16 protein-coding genes are annotated in these 22,667 nt (G+C 44.9%); 7 read left to right on the top strand and 9 right to left on the bottom strand.

What is annotated here, in order from left to right:
• Nucleotides 1-2: 2 nt before the first annotated feature.
• On the bottom strand, nucleotides 3-1,949 hold the full coding sequence (gene acs / locus D1814_RS10380; RefSeq protein WP_118491974.1) for an acetate--CoA ligase: 1,947 nt from the start codon (nucleotides 1,947-1,949) through the stop codon (nucleotides 3-5).
• Between the two features lie 257 nt (nucleotides 1,950-2,206).
• Here acs and D1814_RS10375 point away from each other — a divergent pair, with 257 nt between their 5' ends.
• A complete protein-coding gene (locus D1814_RS10375) occupies nucleotides 2,207-3,367 on the top strand; it encodes a DcaP family trimeric outer membrane transporter (protein ID WP_118491972.1) in 1,161 nt (386 codons plus the stop codon).
• 84 nt (nucleotides 3,368-3,451) lie between these two features.
• On the opposite strand, the gene D1814_RS10370 is transcribed toward D1814_RS10375, so the two are convergent.
• From D1814_RS10370 to D1814_RS10360, 3 genes are all read right to left on the bottom strand, one after another.
• Entirely contained in the window at nucleotides 3,452-4,621 is a 1,170-nt protein-coding gene (locus D1814_RS10370) for a Na/Pi symporter (protein WP_118495364.1), read from the bottom strand.
• Between the two features lie 154 nt (nucleotides 4,622-4,775).
• Entirely contained in the window at nucleotides 4,776-5,828 is a 1,053-nt protein-coding gene (locus tag D1814_RS10365) for an aldo/keto reductase (protein WP_118491970.1), read from the bottom strand.
• A 90-nt stretch (nucleotides 5,829-5,918) separates the two neighbouring features.
• Nucleotides 5,919-6,977, bottom strand: coding sequence for a chemotaxis protein (locus D1814_RS10360; protein WP_118491968.1), 1,059 nt, complete (start codon nucleotides 6,975-6,977; stop codon nucleotides 5,919-5,921).
• A gap of 285 nt (nucleotides 6,978-7,262) precedes the next feature.
• Between D1814_RS10360 and D1814_RS10355 the strand changes: the two genes are divergently transcribed.
• The 6 genes from D1814_RS10355 to D1814_RS10330 all read left to right on the top strand — a co-directional run bounded on the left by D1814_RS10355 (nucleotide 7,263) and on the right by D1814_RS10330 (nucleotide 16,261).
• On the top strand, nucleotides 7,263-9,740 hold the full coding sequence (locus tag D1814_RS10355; protein WP_118491966.1) for a S8 family peptidase: 2,478 nt from the start codon (nucleotides 7,263-7,265) through the stop codon (nucleotides 9,738-9,740).
• A gap of 92 nt (nucleotides 9,741-9,832) precedes the next feature.
• On the top strand, nucleotides 9,833-10,678 hold the full coding sequence (locus D1814_RS10350; protein WP_118491964.1) for a DUF6689 family protein: 846 nt from the start codon (nucleotides 9,833-9,835) through the stop codon (nucleotides 10,676-10,678).
• 145 nt (nucleotides 10,679-10,823) lie between these two features.
• Complete coding sequence (locus tag D1814_RS10345; RefSeq protein ID WP_118491962.1) at nucleotides 10,824-11,666, top strand: GAF domain-containing protein; 843 nt, start codon at nucleotides 10,824-10,826, stop codon at nucleotides 11,664-11,666.
• Nucleotides 11,667-11,788: 122 nt separating this feature from the next.
• Entirely contained in the window at nucleotides 11,789-14,953 is a 3,165-nt protein-coding gene (locus tag D1814_RS10340) for a serine/threonine-protein kinase (RefSeq protein WP_118491960.1), read from the top strand.
• On the top strand, nucleotides 14,946-15,635 hold the full coding sequence (locus tag D1814_RS10335) for a sensor histidine kinase (protein WP_118491958.1): 690 nt from the start codon (nucleotides 14,946-14,948) through the stop codon (nucleotides 15,633-15,635). The genes D1814_RS10340 and D1814_RS10335 overlap by 8 nt, the downstream gene beginning before the upstream one ends.
• The gene (locus D1814_RS10330; RefSeq protein ID WP_118491956.1) at nucleotides 15,632-16,261 is read left to right on the top strand and encodes a response regulator; all 630 of its coding nucleotides are present in this window, start codon (nucleotides 15,632-15,634) and stop codon (nucleotides 16,259-16,261) included. Before D1814_RS10335 ends, D1814_RS10330 begins: the two co-directional genes overlap by 4 nt.
• Nucleotides 16,262-16,580: 319 nt before the next feature.
• Here D1814_RS10330 and D1814_RS10325 read toward each other — a convergent pair whose 3' ends face one another.
• The 5 genes from D1814_RS10325 to D1814_RS19430 all read right to left on the bottom strand — a co-directional run bounded on the left by D1814_RS10325 (nucleotide 16,581) and on the right by D1814_RS19430 (nucleotide 22,480).
• On the bottom strand, nucleotides 16,581-19,028 hold the full coding sequence (locus D1814_RS10325; protein WP_118491954.1) for a S8 family serine peptidase: 2,448 nt from the start codon (nucleotides 19,026-19,028) through the stop codon (nucleotides 16,581-16,583).
• 225 nt (nucleotides 19,029-19,253) lie between these two features.
• Nucleotides 19,254-19,808: a hypothetical protein gene (locus tag D1814_RS10320; protein WP_118491952.1), complete on the bottom strand. Its 555-nt coding sequence runs from the start codon at nucleotides 19,806-19,808 to the stop codon at nucleotides 19,254-19,256.
• A 108-nt stretch (nucleotides 19,809-19,916) separates the two neighbouring features.
• Nucleotides 19,917-20,546, bottom strand: coding sequence for an ankyrin repeat domain-containing protein (locus tag D1814_RS10315; RefSeq protein ID WP_118491950.1), 630 nt, complete (start codon nucleotides 20,544-20,546; stop codon nucleotides 19,917-19,919).
• Between the two features lie 144 nt (nucleotides 20,547-20,690).
• On the bottom strand, nucleotides 20,691-22,307 hold the full coding sequence (locus tag D1814_RS10310) for a catalase (protein ID WP_269747661.1): 1,617 nt from the start codon (nucleotides 22,305-22,307) through the stop codon (nucleotides 20,691-20,693).
• Nucleotides 22,304-22,480 (bottom strand): hypothetical protein, encoded by a 177-nt coding sequence (locus D1814_RS19430; RefSeq protein WP_162889830.1) that lies wholly within the window; start codon nucleotides 22,478-22,480, stop codon nucleotides 22,304-22,306. The genes D1814_RS10310 and D1814_RS19430 overlap by 4 nt, the downstream gene beginning before the upstream one ends.
• Nucleotides 22,481-22,667 lie beyond the last annotated feature (187 nt).

Genomic DNA, 22,667 nt, shown 5'->3' with positions numbered 1-22,667 from the left:
TTCTACTTATTCAGACGTTCCTCTATTAGTGTATCAACAACCGATGGATCCGCCAATGTAGATGTGTCACCTAATTGCTCGTGTTCATTGGCCGCAATTTTACGAAGGATGCGGCGCATAATCTTACCAGAACGAGTCTTAGGTAATCCATGTGACCACTGAATCATATCCGGTGTGGCAATAGGGCTTAATTCTTGTCGTACCCATGCTTTAAGCTCTTTAGTCAGCGCTTCGTCTGCTTCAACACCTTCATTAGGTGTAACGTAAACATATATCCCCTGCCCTTTAATATCGTGAGGGAAACCGACCACCGCAGCTTCAGCCACTTTAGAATGGGCAACAAGCGCACTTTCTATTTCAGCCGTGCCTAAACGGTGACCAGATACATTTAGTACGTCGTCTACGCGGCCGGTGATCCAGTAAAAGCCATCTTCGTCACAACGTGCGCCATCACCTGTGAAGTACACCCCTTTATATGCGCTGAAGTAGGTATTAATGAAGCGCTGGTGATCGCCGTATACCGTTCTAGCCTGACTAGGCCAGCTATCTTTAATCACCAGATTACCTTCTGCCGCGCCTTCAAGTTCATTGCCGTCAGCATCAAATAGCGCCGGCTGTATGCCAAAGAATGGGCGGGTTGCCGAGCCTGGTTTCAATTCTGTGGCGCCAGGCAGAGGCAAAATCATATGCCCGCCTGTTTCAGTCTGCCACCATGTATCGATAATAGGACAACGGCCCTCACCAATAACCCGGTGATACCATTCCCACGCCTCTGGGTTAATTGGCTCACCCACGGTGCCGAGCAGACGAAGTGACGATACGTCACAACCTTCAGCAGGCACGTCACCGTGAGCCATTAACGCGCGGATAGCCGTTGGCGCAGTATATAGACTGTTTACTTTATATTTTTCTACTACCTGAGCTATGCGTTTTACGTCTGGATAAGTCGGTACACCTTCGAAGAACACTTGTGATGCAGCATTTACCATAGGGCCGTAAACCATATAGCTGTGACCTGTGATCCAGCCTACATCAGCAGTACACCAATAAACGTCATCGTCTTTGTAATCGAAAGCGTATTTAAAGGTCATAGCGGAATAAAGTAGATAACCGCCTGTTGTATGTACCACACCTTTTGGCGTTCCAGTAGAACCTGATGTATAAAGAATAAACAATGGGTCTTCCGCATTCATTACTTCAGGTTCACACTGGGCAGACATACCGTCCACAGCTTCATGCCACCACACATCGTGTTTCTCGTTCCAGTCTACGTCGCCACCCGTTAATTTATGCACCAAAACATGTGTAATAGATGGGCAGGCATCATTCGCAAGTGCTTTGTCTACATTGGCTTTAAGCGGAATACTTCTTCCTGCGCGGCGCCCTTCATCGGCAGTAATAACGACCTTTGCACTACTGTCATTAATACGATCGGCAATAGCATTGGGTGAGAACCCACCAAAAATCACCGAGTGAACCGCACCAATACGTGCACACGCAAGCATCGCGTAGGCAGCTTCAGGCACCATAGGCATATAAATAGCCACACGATCGCCTTTCGTTACCCCCATCTCTTTAAGTGCATTGGCTAACTTACATACTTCATAATGCACCTGTTGATATGTCACATCTTGGCTGTCTTCCGGTGAGTCGCCTTCCCAATGAAAGGCAACTTTCGTGGCATTGTTTGCCAAGTGACGGTCAATACAGTTGTAGCTAGCGTTTAGCTCACCGTCTTCGAACCATTTAATAGACACATCATTTTCACCAAACATGGTGTTTTTAATTTTGGTTGGCTTTTGGTACCACTCAAGCATAGACGCGTGCTCAGCCCAGAACGCTTCGGGTTGCTCCACTGACTGCTTATACATCTGGTCATACTGCGATGCAGTCAAATGAGTAGATTGAAGAATGTTCTCAGGCACAGGATAAGTTTTGCTGGCGGTCATAAAGATTGCCTCCAATATCAATAATGTAAAATTCTTGTTGTATGGTGAAACACTCTAGCTATTCACCCACAAAGCAAAATGAGACTTTGGTCTTAGCAGCATAAAACTAAGGTACTAGTAAAAAAGTTAAACTAAAAGTAGTAAGACTATAGTCTTATGCGACCATCGGCTTATTTAAATTTGAGATAATAAGTACACAATCAGCAATGTTAACGTTGAATTTACATTTATTTAACCACTTTTTTGGAACAGACACGATGAAAGCTAAAATAAAAAATACCGCTACTGCAGTAGCGCTGTGCCTGGCGGCGGGCGGCACAGCACAAGCAGCAACGATCGGCGACACTAGTGTGAAATTCACGGGCTATATTAAAGTTGACGCTATGGTAAGCGACTATTCAGATGGCACCATTGCCTCGGGTAGCGTAGGCAGAGATTTTTATATACCTTCACTAACTCCCGTTGGTGGCGTTGACGAAGATCCGCAATTCGATGCACACATCAGAACATCTCGTTTCCGCTTTGCCACGTCAACACCTACTGCCGAAGGTGACACCATTAACGGTGTGTTTGAACTTGATTTTGTTGTAACTAGTGGCGGTGATGAACGTATCAGCAACTCCTATACTCCGCGAGTACGCCACGCTTATTTAACTTATAAAAACTGGTTGGTAGGCCAAACTTGGACCACTTTCATGGACGTAGGCTCTCTGCCAGAATCGCTTGATTTCATCGGTACCACTGACGGTATCACCTTTGGCCGTCAAGTTATGGTGAGATATACCAACGGCGGATTTCAGGTTGCACTAGAAAACCCAGAATCTACGATTACACCGTTTGGTGGTGGTAGCAGGATCACCAGTGATGACAGCAGTGTTCCAGATTTAGTTGCAGCCTACACCACAAAGCAAGACTGGGGTTATGTAAAAGTAGCGGGCCTAGTTAGACAACTTTCTTATGACAACGCCGCTGGCATTGATGCTGATGAAACCAGCTTTGGCGTATCGTTAACAGGTAAATATAATTTATCAAATGGCGATGATATTCGATTCACTTTCAATACCGGTAAAGGTTTAGGCCGATACTCTGCGCTTAACGCGGTAAATGGCGCCGTCCTTACAGAAAGTGGCGACCTTGAAGCCATTGACTCAACAGGTTACGGCATTGCGTATCGACACAAATGGAGCGAAAAAGCGCGCAGCAGCATCATGTTCTCGGCGTTTGAAGCTGACAACGACGTAACGCTTACTGGCTTAAATACGACTGAAAGTACGTACAGCACACGTGTGAACTACTTGTACTCGCCAACGAAAGCGCTAACTGTTGGAGCTGAATATGCGTTCGCAAAACGTGAAATTGAAGCAGGCCTTGAAGGCGACATGAATCGCTTCCAAGTTTCAGCTAAATACGCATTTTAATTAAATACTAATACCTAATAACGAAACGGCGCATCAGCGCCGTTTTTTTTGTTCTTGAGCAAGCGCTTTTGCCTTAGTAAGCATTTACATGGTAGAAAAAATGATGCCCAAGGGCATAATGAAAAATAACCCTCCTACATATGCTGCGCCATACATTTTTCGTTCTGCAGCAACAACCGATAATTGGTAAGACAAATTAAGTGGAATATTGCGCAATAAGGGTAGCCCGTAAATTAGCGTAACACCCAGAACGTTGTAAATGAGATGGACCAGCGCAATTTGCAGTGCAAAGCCACTATTTACGCCCACTACACCTAGCGCAGCAATTAATGCCGTTATACAGGTACCTATATTCGCGCCCAGAGTAAACGGGTAAATTTCCTTAGCTTTTAAAATGCCACTCCCCACCAGAGGAACCATGAGCGACGTTGTGGTTGATGATGACTGCACCAGCACAGTCATTACCGCACCTGAGGCAATGCCAGAAAGCGGACCTTTACCAATACTGGTATGTAGGAGTGCCTTCGCCTTACCTACCATAAGCGACTTCATAATCTTACCCATGTAAGTAATAGAAAGCATAATTAGGCCTATGCCAAGAATGATTTTGGCTACCCCCGGATAAATGGAAGGTAAAAGTGAAAAGGCTTGTGTTACAAGGTCGGTAATAGGTTGGGTGGTCGCTTTAATAGGGTTAAAGCCCCCTACTCCCATAGCTTCCCCTGTGTGAAAGAGTGCCACTAACTGGCCGCTCAAAAATTCTAGAATACCGAACGCCATTTCCAGCGGCAAAAATATCAATACAGATAGCACATTGAAGAAGTCATGGATCGTTGCAGCATTGAAAGCCCGTTGAAATTCATCTTTTCTTGCAACATGCCCTAGACTTACCAAGGTGTTAGTTATGCTGGTTCCAATATTCGCCCCCATCATCATGGGTATAGCAATGGTTATTGGTAAACCACCCGCCACCATTCCAACAATAATTGAAGTAACCGTGCTTGAAGACTGAATAAGCGCAGTACAAACCATACCGATAATCAACCCCATCACAGGGTTAGAGGCAAAGCTGAAAAGGGTTTTAGCGTGATCGCCTGCAGCAAATTTAAAGCCGCTGCCAATCATACTGACGGCAAGCAACATGATATACACTAACAAGACTAAAAGAAGCCATTTACGCACATTGCGCGTGTTTCCCACCACATTATTTTGATCAGCTTGGGTTTGAGCAGCTTGGGGGTCAATCATTGACATAATACGCACAGATTCATACTTGAAAAATTTATAGTATGACGTGCGTATTACACAAAAATGACGATAAATACTCTGGGCTAGTTGATGTTTAATATACACCAAATATCAACTAACCCTAGTAAAGCACGCCATTTTAAGCTGGAAGAAATTGCGTTTAGAAGCCTAACGGATATTGTCTAAATACCTTGTGAACTTCCTCCAACGTCGCGCTTGAGAGCGTCATATCAAACGCATCGATATTTTCCTTTAACTGAGGCATAGTGGTCGCCCCAATAATAGTAGAGGTAACACCCGGTACTTGTTTACACCATGCTAACGCTAATTGTGATGGTGTTATTCCTGCTTTTTCAGCAATCTTCACATATTCTGCTGTGGCAGCCTGGGCAGGCGCTTTGTCTCTAAACAGCCCCATGCGCTGGGCTAGTGTCCACCTACTGCCCTCTGGTCTTGCCCCATTATGGTATTTGCCGCTTAACATACCCGTCGCTAGCGGTGACCAAGGTAGGTAAGCGATATTTTCAAGCTCACACATTTCGATTAAATACGGCCAGTCTTTTGCGTGCAGTAAGCTGAACTCGTTTTGGATAGACACAGGGAGGGGCATATCAAGCTCTTTGCAAAGAGTAAGAAAGATGTGAATGCCCCAAGGCGTATCGTCCGATAGCCCCCAATGTCTTATTTTACCTTCGTCTAATGCGCGCTTAATTCCCATAAGGATATCGCGCATACCATCTATTTCTTTTTCGCGATTCGTTTTCGTGGGATCCGCGCCATCAGGCCAATGTTTTCCGAAGTGTGGCGTTACTCTGTTCGGCCAATGTAGCTGGTAAACATCAATATAATCAGTATTTAAACGCTCTAGCGAATCAGTAAGCGCATTGCTAACCGCATCAGACGTAATAGGACCGGCATTACGGATATACTTCAAACCGCTGCCGGCAACTTTGCTCATCAATATAATATCTGAGCGCTTCGCTTCATTACGCGAGATCCAATTACCTATAATTCGCTCTGTATCGCCATAAGTTTCGGCATTAGGAGGAACGGGATACATTTCCGCGGTATCTAAAAAATTTACACCTTTATCAAGAGCGTAAGCTATTTGTTCATCTGCATCTTGCTGAGTATTTTGAATACCCCATGTCATTGTTCCTAGACAGATGTCTGACACCTGTAAGTCGCTATTTCCTAAACGGTTAAACTTCATCTTTGCTTCTACCTTGGCTTATACCTTGTTAATGCAATAGTGAGTCGGCCGCTTTTAAAAATCTACCTACATCTAGCTTTTAAATGAAAGCTATGAGGTTTTCTTATTGGCCAACTCAGCTTCTACGCTGGCGAGCCGCGCCTCAATATCTCTTTTCGACTCGACCATTTCATTCGCCAGTTCTGCGAGTGACTTTAACTCTGCAAACCCTAACTTTCTGGTATCAATCATTTGATACTGACGCTTGCAGCGATAAAAGAAAGTAAGAAAGTTAACAAATGCGCGATGAAATGTCGCAAAACTCTTGATCAGCACCAGAATTAACACGACAGACGTAAGCGCGGCAATACTTAAGCTATAAATACGCACTTGCGCTTCTCGTTGCTCGATCATGGGTTGCAGCGCAGCATCAACGCCTTTTAACTGAGTTTCAACATTATGAGCGCTTTGTCTAAATTCTCCACGAAGCCCTTCATTGTGGGTCACGCCATAGATAGTGAATGCATCAACTAACTGTAAAAGCGCTTCTCTATATTGAACCAAAGTGCCGTTCAGTAAAGCGGTACTGCGATTTTCAGACGCTAAACGCTCACTCAACGTCATCATTTGCCTAGCGTAAACGCCTTCTTGGCTTATTTGATAGTTACGAGTAGCCAGCTGGATATTAGTTAACAGTTCACTTGCTTGCGGGCTTTGAGCAAGCAGCCCTTCGTTAAGGGTATTTTCTAGCTCGGTAATACGCGCTCTTAAACCATCGTTTGGCGTTAATCCAATCCGCTCTTGAAGCGATACTACCTGTCGAAATGTGCCGCTATAGGCTTCCATTGAAGATGACAGACTTTCCACGTCAGCTACAGGCAATCTATATTCAGCGAACAAAGGAACAAGGGACGTTAGCCGACCTTTAAATTCATAGCTCCGCTCGAGAAACTTGTCGTAATATCCTGTCTCGTGGCGAAGAAGAAAGTCTTTTTCATGTCGTCGCATTTGCAGCAGGTCTTGCCCCATCCTTAGCAGCACTTCACGCTGCTGGTGTAACCCAATAAGTTGTTGCGTAAAGTAATGCTGGCTGACGACAAGTACCGCCATACCGATAACGCATACTAGGGTCATTAAAACTAGGCGAGATTTAATAGAATCGAACTTCATGACAAGCTCCTCTTGGGAGAACGGCGAGTGCTAGCTACATAAATAAAAGCTAATAAACGCTGAAAACACATCAACATACGTCACCAATATAGATGTTTAATGCGCGTTTTATTATTAAACCTTTGTAGCATTTTTGAACGTTTTGCTATTTAAAAAAATCTCATAATTAGGGTGAAACCCCTATGTTCTGCCCCTGCTCAAAAAGTCACTATTAAGACGTACCTTGCTGCGATGACGTAACCCAATACCCGAGCGAACCGCAGCCCTTAGAATTTGGAGAAGAATATGAAGAAGTTCGCCCTATCGACCTTAGCTGCTGCAATGCTGGCAAGCCCTTCGGCTCACACGCTGGCCGACGCTTACATTGGCTCTCAAATGGCCGATAAACTAGTGTCGCTATCCCCTACAGAATCATTAATGGCGGTTGTTACGTACGATCAGATGTCGCCCCTTGCTGAATCGCAAATTACCCAACTATTAAACTTGGGGATTACAGAAGGCGTTCAATTTAAAAACCTGCCAATTATTGGTGTAGTAGCCACCAAGGCTCAAATTGAAGCTATTGCACAGTTTGACGGGGTACGCTCAGTATTTGCCAACCGTGAGATGAGCTTATACAACGCAGATGCGCGTGAAATAACGGGTGTTGCCGATATTCAGGGCGAAGCGTTTGCATCGCGAAACAATGTCGAATTTACGGGTAAAGGCTCCACAGTATTAGTCATTGACTCTGGTATTGATGCTTCTCACCAAGACCACTTTTTTGGTGATACCGTGGTTGATAATGTGCAAGCGATCTTGAACCCTGGCGCATTGTCTATTGTTGGCATAACGGGCCCAACACTATCTAACCAAGTAAATACAGACTTAAACTCAGGCCACGGTACTCACGTAACAGGCACTATCGCAGGTACTGGCGCTATGTCTGACGGTAAGCACCGCGGCGCAGCGCCAGATGCGGATATTATTGGTTATGGTTCAGGTGCAGCAGTGCTGCTACTTGATACCATCGGCGGTTTTGATTATGCGATAAGTAAGCAGTACACCTTCGACAATCCTATCAAAGTTATTAGCAACTCATGGGGCTCAAGCGGCAAATATGAGCCACTTGGCCCTGTATCATTGGCCAGCTATAAAGCGCACACAATGGGTATGATTAGTGTCTTCGCGGCAGGCAATAGTGGACCTGGAGAAGATTCACACAACCCATATGCGCAAATTCCGTGGGGCATTTCTGTCGGTGCGGGCGATAAGTTTGGCAAACTTGCAGATTTTTCATCTCGTGGCCTTAAAGGTGAGTCCGGTGACTTCACTATGCCCGACGGCACAGATTGGACGTATACTAACGATGTAACCGTTGTTGCTCCTGGTGTAGATATTATCTCTACTCGCGCTGTTTTAAATGCGGCAGCTAATGGCGGTGATGGGGATATCGGCGCGATAGAGCCACAAAACCTACCTTTCTATACCATGATTTCTGGCACCTCGATGGCCACACCGCATGTTTCAGGCATTATTGCGCTAATGTTAGAAGCGAACCCGAACCTTGATAACCTAACCATAAAGCGCTTACTTCAAGAAACTGCTACTAATATGCCTGGGTACGAGCGCTGGGAAGTGGGTGCGGGTTATGTTAACGCACGCTCTGCGGTTGCCGCTGCGCTTCTTGAAGACATGGATCATAAAGTTACGGTTAACAATCTAGATAGCAAAAGCTTCAAAGCAAACGCGCTAGTCACCACCAGCGACCGTGTAGAAAATTTCGATGTTTTTTACTCTCCAGTAGGTGCTCCTGAAGTCATAGAGTTTGAAGTAGGAACAGAAGAAGTACTGGTTAAAGCGTCTGCCGATAGTTTCGCAAACTTAACCAAGCTTGTTCTTGTTGCGCCAGACGGCACTGAATATCGCGGTAATCTCACAACACCAGTGCTTACGACAACCATGCGTGTCGCAGCGCCTGCAATGCCAGGAACCTGGGGCGTATATGTTTATGGCTTGACGTCATTATCTGGTATTGAGGCTGACCCCTTAGGTTTAACCAACGGACCGGGTCTACCTGAAACATTCAACGTTACTGTATCGTTTGAAAATAGTGGCGGCTTTGAAGGTATGGATGATGTGGAAGGTCACCCTCAGCAAAATGCCATTGAATTCGCTGTTAGCGAACGCCTAATGGATGCTATTAACAGCCGTGGTTTCTCACCGGATGCGCGTCTTAAACGTAAAGACTTTGCTCGCTATGCAGTAATGGGCGGTGCAGTAAGACAATACCGTGACCTGCTAAATGAGGACCGCCTTAACATCGGCTCAGTACCTGGATTTGATAAAGCGTTTGTAGAATCGGTAATGGTTAAAGGTGGTGCACTTAAAGATAAGCTTCGTACACAAGCACCTGTTTTAAGAAGCGTAGACGGTAGCGCAGACCCCTTTGCCAGCGTAACCAAGTTAGACATTGCTTATTCACTTGTGCAACTGCTAGGTCTTGAAGAAGCGGCACTTAGCTTCGATCCAAGTGCCGATATCGTAATTGACTATAACGGTGAGCAAATCGTGCTAGACGATCAAGACAGTATTCCAGCTAATATGAAGGGCTACGTGCAGTTAGCACTTATGTTATCACTCATTAACGCTGAGTTTGGTGTAGAGCAAAGCCCATTTAGCATTACGCCAACTATCACTGCGAGCTTCGCGCCAGAGACGGTGATAACTAGGGCGCATTATGCTGTGCTTGCTTCGCGCTTTTTCACCCAATATTTTGAATAAAATCGCAAACCACTGAAAACGGTGCCATTATACAAATTGATAATGGCACCATTTTAGGTTAAATTTTAACCAACACTGAAAGAGGTCATCCTATGATGTTTACTGCGATGAAATTCAGACAACTTACTACTGTTGTTGCCACCACTGTATTACTTCTGTTTTCAACCGCGCAAGCCCAGGTAGTTACTCCTGCAACCCTAACTGTCGATGACAATAAGATTCAGGCGAAACTTACGCTTACCAGCTTAATCGAAGTTGATTTGACCGTTGAGTTTGAAAACAGTATTGGTCTTAATGCTAACACCATTGATATTACTGCAGAGTTGCTAGACCCTGCAGACTTAACTATTACAGACCGTCTGCCTTCAGCATTAACAAGTGCCGTTACTGGCTTCCCTGTTCTTGTTTCTATCTCGCCGAAAACAGATGCAGGATTTGGCTTTGAAGGTTTGGCGACGGTTGAGCTTTACACTAAAGCCATTCACTACACCCCAACCATTCCATGGCGTTTGTTTACTTCCCATGACGGCGGGCAATTTGAAGACATAACGACGCTTACTTCATCGGGTAGCTTTCGCGCGCGCGGTAGCACAGGACAGTTTTCTGATTTCATTATCTTGCTCGACAATCGTCCTTCAACTGCCGTCATTAACGACAAAGTTGCCTCTATAAATACGACAGTTAATGGTAATCGCGACAAAATTGCACCGCTGCTAGAAGCAGCCATTGATAGCGGACTAAATGACATTCAGTCAGCGCTGGCGATAAACGATGACGATGCAGCATTAACTGCGGTTGATAGCCTTATCACGCTTATTGATAACGCATCTGGAAGCCAGATTGCAGACGTATGGCGTTCAAGTGGCGACGTGGTCAATGTAAAAGGATTACTCCTTACTCAGCTGCAAACATTACGTTTTAGCTTGAGAACACTGTAAATAGCCCAGTTGCTCTTAAATCCAAACTGATTTTCGAACACCTAAACGGTTTTATGGTCAACTTTGCTTCCTGCCTATTCAGGCATGGTGGTAGGTTGCAAAAAAGATAGACATTCAGCGATAGTGACATAACGAGGGTGATGCTATGCCATTACAGTTTGCCTTTACAGAAAGCAATAGCAGCGTAAGTGAACACTTGCTATTTGAAGGGCGTGAATATCAAATCGGGCGCGCCGACAGCGCCGATATTGTTATTCCTCACCCTCAAATATCACGCTCTCATATCGTTTTACGCGCTGCAAAACATGCTGACAACGATCATATCTGGCATTTGAGCGACACCAGTTCGACAGGGTGCTTCAGTAACGCAGGCATTCCGGTTAAGCACCTTACGTTAGACAAGCCTCACGTTTTGCAACTTGGTCCAATTCCTTGTGAGTTCACGCCTGTTGCATTTAACAATGTCGTTAAACTTGATAGCGTGCGTGAATGGCGTAAGCAACAGCTAAAACAATATCAAAACCAACTACAGCACTGTAACAACAGTACTGCACTTATTAACCTTGCCAGAGAGTGTTTAACTCAGTCGCTTGGGTGTGAACGCGCTTCGCTCATATTGCTCGATAAAACAAATAACTATCAGCTTGGTGTAGGGTATGAAGACTGGATGCAGGGCAATGACTTTACAGGCAGCCGCACTATCATCAATCAATGTATGCAGACAAACGTCGTTCGCGCTATCGGCAATATTGTTTGCGACAACACCCTCAATAAGCAGCACAGTATAATTAACCATGGTATTCAGGCCGCTATTTGTGTACCCGTGTGTTTAGATGAAAAACCCGTTGGTGTTTTATATGCTGACTCTGTTCTAGGGCGACGCTACTTCACGCAAACGGACATAGAATTTGCCACCTCCTTAGCAAATATGATTTCCATGCGTTTGTTATTCCACACAATAGAGCATAAACTTTCACTTATAAGCTAGAATAAAAGCAATAACGTTTAAGGCAGTTAACCATTTGTTATACCTATGGTAAACAGGCCTGCGTGGCGTAAACCGTATTTGAGTTGCTTCGTCGCGTTAATTAGTGAAGTGTGGAGAAGGCTTTGAACAGGCCAGATGTATTCTCGTCGCAAAATAATTCCCTTAAAACTGAAGCTTTAGCTTTAGGGCCAACTATTGCGCCAAATTCACGTTTAGCTAACCGTTTTCGCATTGTAGAACAGTTAGGCTCTGGCGCTCAGGCTAATGTCTATAGTGCTATTGACGAGCTACTTGATGTGAAAGTGGCGCTTAAAGTGATAGAAGGTGGTGCTAGCGACCCAGTTAAAATGCAAACTATCCGCAATGAAGTCAATATTGCCAGACAGCTTCAACACCCCAATATCATTCGTGTACATGATATTTTCTCTGATGGCGATACTGCCTTCTTTACCATGGCTTTCATTGAAGGAGAGCCCCTTTACACGCGCCTTGAAAAGCCTATCAGCAAGACCGACTTCGATAAGTGGCAACAACAACTCATTGTGTCCCTGCTTGCGTGTAAATCCATAGGTATTAAGCACGGCGATATAAAGCCAGACAACATCCTAATTGACGATAATGAAGATATTAAGCTTATCGACTTTGGCATCGGTCAAAGCGCGACTGCGTGTGTCCAAACCAGCGGGCATCAACGCTACACAGCGCCTGAAGTTATTCAAACCGGAAAAGCAAGTGAGCATTCTGACACCTATAGCCTAGGTAAAGTGCTAGAAGACATGTTGGGGTGTGTTGAAAAAGAAGGAGTTGGCATCTCCCATTACTTGTGGTTAAAAAAGCGCAAAACCTGCATTACTCAATTAACCCATCACTTACCGGCTAAGAGACTTTCGCTGGAAGAAGCCTTTAGCTTTGATGGACGAGCCCTTAGCGTTAATGGCAGCACTAACGTAACAAACAAAACCCTTGTTGTGTTTTCTATAATTGCTTTATTGGTATTAGTGCTGAGTGCCAGTATTTTTTCCTTCACTTGGTATCAAAAAAGCCCTCCTAAATTAGCGGCAGATAGCCCAATTCAACTTTTGGTATTGAACGACCCCCAGTACCCGCTTTTAGAAACCATTAACACGTTACTTCGCTACCCTTTGTCTACCCACCCCAATATAGTGTTAGACAACAAAGAACAGACCCAAGCATTGGTAAGCAATTTAGCGTTATCCCCCTTTACAAGTGAAAATGATCGCACTGATTTGGCCGCTACACTTGCAGCTAATAGCGCATTGCTTCTTGATGCTACGCCTACCAGTAATAGTGCGTACTTGCTTCACGCTAGCGTACTCAGCATGCCTGCCAATACGCCCATTTTTACAGTGTCACACAATGTAAATGCAAACTCCCTTTCAAAGGATTTAGAGGAGTTTTCCAACAAGTTAATTCAGCAACTATTTGATGCGGTTGAATCTCAATCACCCCAACCACAACCTGATTTACGTTATCTGGATGTGTTAGATAGCACATGGCAAAAGGGTGAAACATTAAATAGTGCAGATGCTATTGAAGCCATTATAGCAACAACCCCCGATTACCCCGGCGGATGGGTAGCTGATGCCCGCAATAGGATGAATATTGGCGACTATGATAGAGCCAGACAGGCACTGGAAACTTTAACCAGCATTCCTAACCTGGCACCGTATTGGAGACTGCAAAGCGAACTGCTAAGAGCTGAACTCAATGAAGATTTAGCCCTTGCTCAACAATCGATAAATGCATTGGTTTCTCAATTCCCTAACCGACCAGAACTGCTATCAATGCGAGCCGATATATATCAGTGGGCGGGCGAAGACACTAAAGCGATGGCTGACTACAAAGCCGCAATAGCCCTTCGACCTAATAACGGACAACTGTGGTTTGAGCTGGCTCGTTTACAGATTATTAACGGAGATATAGACACTGCCACCAGCGACTCGTTAACACGCGCACTTGTCGCATTTCGACAAGCCAAGGATACCCGAGGTGAAAGCTTAGTGCTGAATGCCTTTGGCATTGCCTACCTGCGAACGGCCGACAATATAGCAGCCGCACGTTATTTTAAAGATGCGCTGGCGCTGCGCGATGCAAAAACTCAGCCTTCGCAACGGGCCAAAACCTTAGCAAACTATGCTATTGCTACCTCGCTTACAGGTGACTACGCCACTGCTGAAGCGTCGCTAGAAGAAGCAGTAAAGCTACTTCACGATTTAGGCGACTTGGCACAAGAGGCGCACGTAAACGATACCCTAGGTTTTATGTTTGAAGAGCGAGGACAGTTTGCAAGAGCGTTAGATTACTACAAACGTGGCCTTGATATTCGCGTTCAAACCGATGACAAGGTACTACAGCCCCAAAGCATGAGCAACGTGGCCTATATGCACTTTTTAATTGGTGACATCTCGCTTGCAGAAATTTACTGGCAGCAGGCTAAGATGCTATTTGAAAGAAATGGTGATGAATCCCACCTGCTTCGAACCCATCAGAATCTTGCGCAATTAAGTTTAGTAAAGGGTGATAAGAACATTGCTAGCAATTACTTAACGACAGTAGAGGAGCGACTAAGTACACAGCATAATCAGGAAAAGCTCTATAATCACCTTTTGTTCAGCTATTTAAACTTTGCAAACGGAAATTTAGAGAAAGCCACACAACATGCTGCACAGGCAAAACGCTTAGCTCAGGAGTCTGAAGACAGTCGCGCAAAAACAGAAGTTTTGCTCTGGGAGGGTGAAATATGTTTACTGACTGCAAACTGGTCATGCTTAGAGAAGCGTCTTGAGTCCGTATTGCCCACCATCAGCGAAGAACGTCACGAGCAGTTCGCCGTTTATCAATGGTTAACTTTAGGGTTGAAGCATTATCAAGGTAACCTCAACGGTGAAAGTGACGGCATCTACAAAACGCTTCTAAATAACGACAATGTACCCGCAATCACCGAAACAAAGATTTTACTCGATATGCAGCAGCGTCTGTCTTTAGGCGCTTCGAGCAGTATCATGGAAAAGCTTAGCTCTCTTATTAAACCCACTTATTACCAACAATACTTACAGTGGCTGTATATAAAAGCCTCGTTTGGTGATGTAGCTTCAGTTGAAAAGCTTAAGCAAAAGCTCGCGCTATACCCGTCATACTGGCGTAACCACCTATATTATCGTGCGGTTCCCGGCAAAGAAGGCACCGCCGATAAGCTAACTACGCGGTGGCTGTCTCAACTATCTGAAAAACAAGCTGGTGACTACAGGAACGCCTATTTTGAGTGATTTAGCCAAAGAAATAGAGAGTATTAAGGTACTACAGGCAAAGCTTCAGGCTCGGTTAGACGCCGATCAGGAAATACTTCAACAGCTTGCAAAGCGCCTATGGGCTCAGCAGGAGTCTGAAAAGGCTAAGCTTTCTAGAGAGCTACACGACGGTATTGGGCAGTTACTTACCGGGCTTACAAGACGACTGCAGGCCCTTTCATCTGCGTCGCCTGAAATAGAGGCCCTACACGGCATCGCTGAAATGGCGCTAAATGACGTAAGGCAGCTATCGCGACTTATGAGCCCCACCATTCTCGACGACCTGGGTCTAAAGCCTGCGCTAAACTGGTTGTGTCGTAATCTGCTTAGTGACGAAGATATTGAGTATCACATTGAAATAAATTTACCAAAGGACCTTTCGAAAGACATCAGCACCTTATTATTTAGAATTGCGCAAGAAACCCTGGTTAATGCTATAAAACACAGTGACGCAAGCAGCCTTACTCTGACAGTTTCTTATCACCACAATGTTATTCGTTTAGATATTATTGATAATGGTGTAGGGTTTGATAGTAAAACAATAGAGCCTGGCATTGGTCTTTCGAGTATTCGCGATAGAGCCGAAGCGTTCAACGCGACGCTAGAAATAGATTCTGCTGTAGGGCAAGGCACAAGAACAACAGTAACGGTACCTGTATGACAATTCGAGTAGTGCTAGCCGACGATCATGTACTCATGCGTCAAGGCGTATCTCAAATGCTAAATGCAAACCCAGATATTGATGTAGTCGGAGAATGCGATGACGGTGTTGAGCTTATTGCAGCGGTGCTAAAACTCTCCCCCGACGTTATTCTGATGGATATTTCTATGCCGCGCATGAGCGGGCTCGTTGCCATTGATAAAATATTGTCACAGCGCAGTGATGCAAAGATACTAGTGCTGTCTATGCACAACGAAGTGGAATATATAGAGGCTATGCGCGACGCGGGCGCAAAGGGGTATATTTTAAAAGAGTCGTCGGGTGACAGCTTAGTCGATGCGATAAAAAAAGTGGCAGCGAACAAGACCTCTTTTCCCGATGAAGTAACCCACTCATCCAATGAGCAGTGCCAAAAGCATGTATCGCCCCTAAGCGTTTTAACTCGACGCGAGCGAGAAGTTTTTTTCTTAGTCGCCGCAGGCAACACCAGTAAGAAGATTGCTGAACTGCTGGATATGAGCCTTAAAACCGCTGAAAACCACCGCAGCAACATTTATAAAAAACTCAACTTAAGCAGTTCTGCAGAACTCATCAGAATGGCCGGGAAAGCAGGCTTGCTAGAATAGCTGTATCCGTTCTTAAGTTAAAATGCTGTTTCCCTCCCCTGCAAACTACACAAGATCTGGTTGTGACATTCAAAGCCTTCAGCAGCAGGGTACGGCTGCAGAACGCCCATGGATAAATCCTAATATTGAGCGATAGACTTTCGGCGAAACCTAACCAAAAAGAGAGGCATTGCTTCATCTGCCTCCCCCCCTCTCTAACAATTACGCGAAGGCCGATTATAACATTCAAAACCTTAGCAGCAGGGATGCTGCTGTGGAGCGCCCATGGACGGGTTTACCGCGTGTTTTGAATGTTACAACCGGCCCTCAACCCTAAGGACTAAAGTTCTGCGTATTGCGTTAAGATAAACGCCGCTTCGCCTCGTGATACGCCATCTTGAGGATTAAAGAAGGCTTTAAGTGTAGGCTGTAGGTCAAATGGACCTTGCTCTACTTTAACTTCCACCTGCATTATTCCTGCAGCTAAAGCTTGTTGAACATGGCCGCGATACTCAGGTGCAATTGCGTCTGTGTCTTCAACTTCAATCGCTTCACCAAGCACGATAGCGATAACCTTTTCAGAGTCAAAGCTGTTCGCGGCATCTTCAAGGCCTAATGCTTGAACCATTGAGTACGCCATTTCTTCTTTGCTTACCTGCATGTTGCTATCAAAGAAGTCGCCGTCAAATTGCATTACCGGTTGCGTATTCATCTCTAAATCACCTAACACTGCGCCAGTCGCTGTTGCTGAATTTACTGCGGCAGCATTTTCTGCACTTACATCGCTGAAGTTCACTGTATTACCGTCATTGGTTTGTCGAAGATTAGCGCTAAGCGCTAGCGTATCAGCAAGCTCTACACGCGTTAGAGGGGCGTCGGGTGCAAAACCGCTTTCCTTCGCGTCCATAAGTTCATTTGCTACTACATATTCAATGAATGGTTTAGCTGGGTGGCCTTCTGTATCATCAATACCGGTATAACCTGAAGTGACTAATAAGCGAATGTTCACATCGTTAGTGCCAGGAATACCCACACCATTTGTAACACCTAGTGGGTCAACCGATACACCACTAATGCTGCCAATACCGCGGCTATATAGTTTCCATGTACCTGGCATACCTGGCGCAGCCGTACCTACTGAAGAGCCCAAAACAGGTAAACCGATGCCGGAACCATAGGTATTTCCTGCCGGGTCTTCTAGTACAAAGGCTGTTGCTGTTTCGATTGATGCGCTTGCCACCACCATAGATACGTCAGGCGTTACCTCAAACTCTTCTACTGGTGACTCACCAACAGGAAGATAAGTTGTAGGTAGCGTAAAGCTATCGCCTTCAGCAACGTTAGCAAATGCGTTAAATTCGCGATTTTTCTTCACGGTATCGCCGAATACTTCTTCACCCTCAAGCACTGCAGTTACCGCAGCATAGGCGTTAACATAACCTGCACCCACTTCCCACTCGTCCATACCAGCCATTGGTGTTGCGGTTTCCTGAAGAATGCGTTTTACATCTTCCCATTGAAGATTTGGATTCGCTTCAAGCATAAGTGCGACAATACCTGACACGTGGGGGGCTGCCATTGAAGTACCGCTAGATACGGTATAAAACGGTAAGTGTTGAGGCTCAATCATTTCAGCGTCATCAGCCGCGCTCAAGCCGCCTAAGCTAGACAGTGATGCGCGTGCAGATATAACGTCTACCCCTGGTGCCGTTACGGTAGGACGGTCTTCCCATGTGAACACCTCGCCATCTACAACTGCCTGCCCGCCTTTTCCGTCTACACCCCGTGAACTAAAGTCAGCCAGTTCGCCCTGCTTGTTACCCGCAGCAACAGTAATTACCCAAGGTGCCTTTTTAAAGTTACCGGTGATTGTCGACTCGCCAGGGCCTGAGTTACCTGCTGAAAACACAGTAATAATACCGTTATCAGCCAAAGCCTTAGTTACAACATTGGTTGGATCATCTGGGTTGAAGTCTGTGCCTACATCACCTGTGTTACCAAAGGAGTTAGAGATTACGCGAATGTTATAGTCGAACTGGTGGGTTAACGCGTAGTCGAAGCCGCCGATAGTATCCAAGATAAATAGACCGGCACCCGAGCCATAACCAATTATATCTGCACCTGGTGCTACACCTGCATGTAAGCCACCACTCTTGGCGCCGTTACCGCCTACTGTGCCTGCCACATGTGTTCCGTGACCGCCTAAAATATCAGTGTTAGATACGTTTTCTTGGTAAGTGATAGGCAAGATTCCGCTATAGCTGTTCAAGTTCACCTGCGCCAATACGTTTTGAACAACGTGATCAGGAAACGCTAAATCGCCGTGGGTACCGTCAACACCCGAGTCGTTTACCACAACACCTATACCTTTGCCTGATACAGGCATGCCGTTAATGCGAATATCGCGATCAGCTTGAAGTGCTTGAACCCCCGTAATTTGAGTAGACTCATGATTTTCTAGTTCTAGTGGGTCATTGTTCCAAACTGAAACTACGTCATCACGTTGATAAAGCGCTTCAACTTGCTGTTTATTAGCTAACACCCCAACAATAGGCACATTGCGTAGGCTAACACCACCTGTAATGCCTAACGATTCAAGTGCTGTAATTTGTTCTGTTGTGGCAGGTCCCTTACCTTCAAATGTAACGATTACTTGTTGTAGTTCTAGTGGCGATGCAGCAAGTGCATCGGCTAATGTTTTATCGAAAGTTTTTGCATTCACCATGCTCGCTGGTAGGGCACAAGCAATAGCAACTGATAATACTGTTTTATTATTAAGGAACTTCATAATACACCTCTCTTTGAGTACCCCTTGAGTATTTAACAACCCAAGATGCAAAACTATGGGGAGTTCCCCCTATTCGAAGTGATTTATAAAGCATATTAAAAACATAAAGTTAGAACGAAAAAAGCCCTCACAAAAGGAGGGCTAAAAACACCAACTATCGAGAAACATTGATAGTTTGGAGGGAACGAACGCGGTACGAAAATAAAATACTTAGCCAAAGAAAACTTAGTGTCTACGCTTTCTCAGTGAAGTGAACGCAAACAAAACTAGCATTGCTGTAGCAAAGGAAGCAGGTTCACTCACTTGTGTTGAGCCATTGTTAGAGCCATCATTAGCCTCGACAGTTTTAACCAATTGAAACAAGCTCCCCGCACAGCGGTCGCCACTTTCAAAGAAAACACAAGTATCCGTTTCTCCCAGACCGGCTAAACCTGTACTAATAGCAAACTCATAAGGAACGCTAGCGTCCTCAATAAAAAACTGAAAACCCTCGCCGTTTTCATCACCAAATACTTCGTCATCTAAATCAACGATTGCAAAGTCGGCAATATCATCTTCCAATATGTTGTAAATGGTGCCATCAAACTCAAGCTGAAAGAAAAACGATAGCCATGTGTTCATATTGAACTGGGTTTCGTTTTCATCAAAGGAGATTTGCCCTATCAAACTGGTTTCGTCAGCTTCGTCACCTAACACTATTCGGGTGAAGTCATAGGTGACTACACCGGCGAAAGAGGATGATGCAAAAAAGATAAAAAATGCAGCAAGTAACGTTTTCATAGTAAAGCCAAATTTAAATTCTTATGGGCTTAGTATTGAACTTAGTGCATTGAATACAAATAGGGAGTTCCCCCTAGTTATATTCAATGCTATCTAATATGACGTGATTTAATTAGCGTTTTGTTCGCGTAATACTTTCGCTAGCTCGTAATTACCTTGCGAAAGAGCGATATCTGCTACGGAATTACCTGCTTTATCCATGTGAGCTGGGTTAGCCCCTTTGTCTATAAGCGTATTGATAATTTCCTGCCTGTCGAAAAGGCTCGCGAACATCAATGCAGTCTGACCCTGAGCGTTCTCTTCATCTATATCGCAATCGGCAAATACAAGCTGTTTCGCTACACTCACATGCCCTTTGAAGATGGCCCCCATTAGCGCCGTGTTGCCTCGACTGTCTTCTTGGCAGGGGTTGGCATTAGCTTCACTAATTAGGTAATTCACAGTTTCGGTGTGGCCGTGATAGGCAGCAAGAATAAGCGCCGTATAGCCTTTCTCATCGGCGACGTTAACATCCAGACCTGCTTGGTAGAATGCACCTAGCATGGTGCTATTTCCTTCTCGCGCTGCGTCGAAATAGCGCGCTTTTAAGGTCTCTATGTCAGGCATTGTCGCTCGTTGTGGTGCATCAGCTTTGCTCGTAGCACTAAAAACTGGGTCCACGGCCGCGCTAGTATAAAAACTGCTAAAGGTGACAACAACGAACAGTGCTGCCGTAAGTGTTTGCTTTAAAAAAGACATTGTGCCCCCTTACTGGTAAATCTGAATTTAAGTATTGAATAACGCTTTAGCGTTTTGCTGTTCTAAAAAAGTGGGAGTTAATTAACGCGGTTAAATAACTCCCTCATTTCTATCTAGACATTTAGTGCAACATTGCTATTTAGCTTATTGCATAAGTGCCGTTAGGCTTTCTGCAACTTGCTTTGCTTTTGCAGCGCGTGCTGCCTGTTGCTCCATCAAGTCTTTTGCAGTTTGGCGAACTTTCGACATTGGTGCTTTAGCTAGTTTGGCTACGCCCTTACCATAGTCTTTATCTGCGTTATACATATAAGCACTGATAATTACGCGAATTTCTTCTTCAGGCACCGACGCTAGCGCACCACCTAAGTTACTAATAAGGTGCTTTTGACCTTCTTTAGTCAGGTTTCGGAAAAACTCACCCGCTTGCTTGAAATTCTGTTCTTTATAGAAAGGAATTTGTTGTGTCATACCTGCAAGCGGCTTGCTTGAATAACGAAACGCTGGGTCTTCGTTTAGGTCTAGGCGACGGCTTGGCTGATAGTTCACATCGCGATTAGAGCTAGTTGTGCGAAGCTGACCGTGTTGCTCGTGGTTATTGATAACCGCGTTTTTCGGCGCATTAATCGGAATGCGGTACGCATTAACACCTAAACGGTAGCGCTGCGTATCAGCATACGAGAACAAACGACCTTGAAGCATTCTGTCTTCTGACGGCTCAATACCTGGAATTAAGTTGCTTGGTGCAAATGCCGCTTGCTCAGTTTCTTCAAAGAAGTTGTCTGGCACACGGTTAAGCACTAAACGACCAATTTTCTTAGCAGGAACCAAAGATTCAGGCCAAATTTTAGTAGTATCAAGTGGGTTAAACTCGAAATCATCTAACTGTTCTGGCTCTAACTCTTGAAGATACAGATCCCAAGATGCTGTTTCACCTTTTTCACCGATACGGGTATAAACATCCGTGGTGTGCGGCTGGAAGTCCATACCTTGAACTTTCATTGCTTCTTCAGCAGAGAAGTTCTTAATAGGTTGGTTCGCTTTCCAAGTAAACTTCACGTACTTGTAATTACCTTCGTCATCAACAAATTTAAATGCGTGAACGCCTGAGCCGTCCATATTCAAATAGCTTGCCGGTGTACCATAATCAGAGAAAAGCATGGTTAATGTATGCGTTGACTCTGGCACGTGCGAGAAGAAATCAAAAATGCGTTTCGCATCTTGCTTGTTCGTCACAGGTGATGGTTTAAATGCATGAACCATATCTGGGAATTTTATCGCATCACGGATAAAGAATACCGGGAAGTTGTTACCTACGAGATCCCAGTTACCTTGTTCGGTGTAAAACTTCACCGCAAAACCACGTGGGTCACGTAGTGTTTCTGGTGATAAATGTCCGTGAACTACAGATGAAAAACGAACAAATACTTCTGTCTTTTTGCCTTCACCTTGAAAAGGTGCGGCAACTGTCTCGTCAGATAAGTCGACATAGTTTTCATAGTAGCCGTGGATACCAACACCACGGGCGTGAACAACGCGCTCTGGAATACGTTCGCGGTCGAATGATGCAAGCTTTTCAATAAGGTGAGAGTCTTGCAGTAATACTGGACCCCATGGACCCGCGGTTTGCGAGTTCTGGTTATCACCTACTGGTGCGCCATTTTGACGAGTTAGTGTATCTGCGCTTACGCCTAAAGCAAGCATACTGGCAGCGACGCCGCCTAATACAAATTTAGTTAAGGTTGATTTCATTGTGGTTCTCACAGCTGTACTCCTACATGAAGGTTGGTACGAGGTTTAGGGGCTTTTACTTCTACACAAACTTGGTCGCCGTAATAGTTATCAGCGTAATTACATTGCGTTCGAATTGGTTGATTTATGGTGGAGGGAACACGTTGGCTATTTGCCATTGTTAGTTTTTGTAATAGTGCGCTCATTTCGCTCTCCTTTTTAAGTTGGGAGCATTATGATTAATTGAGTAAAACTATTAAAACGAGATAATTTGATTCTATCGATTAAATAAAGCGATTGTAAATACCCTGGCTAATCGCTCCACTTTATGAATGAGAGTAATAGGTATTGTTACAGTAAGGATGAAATTATGTGGGTTAGGGGCGCTAACTG

Origin of the sequence: Alteromonas sp. BL110 (assembly GCF_003443615.1) — a bacterium.
In the GTDB taxonomy this organism is placed as follows: domain Bacteria; phylum Pseudomonadota; class Gammaproteobacteria; order Enterobacterales; family Alteromonadaceae; genus Alteromonas.
This window is presented reverse-complemented; position numbering and strand designations above follow the sequence as displayed.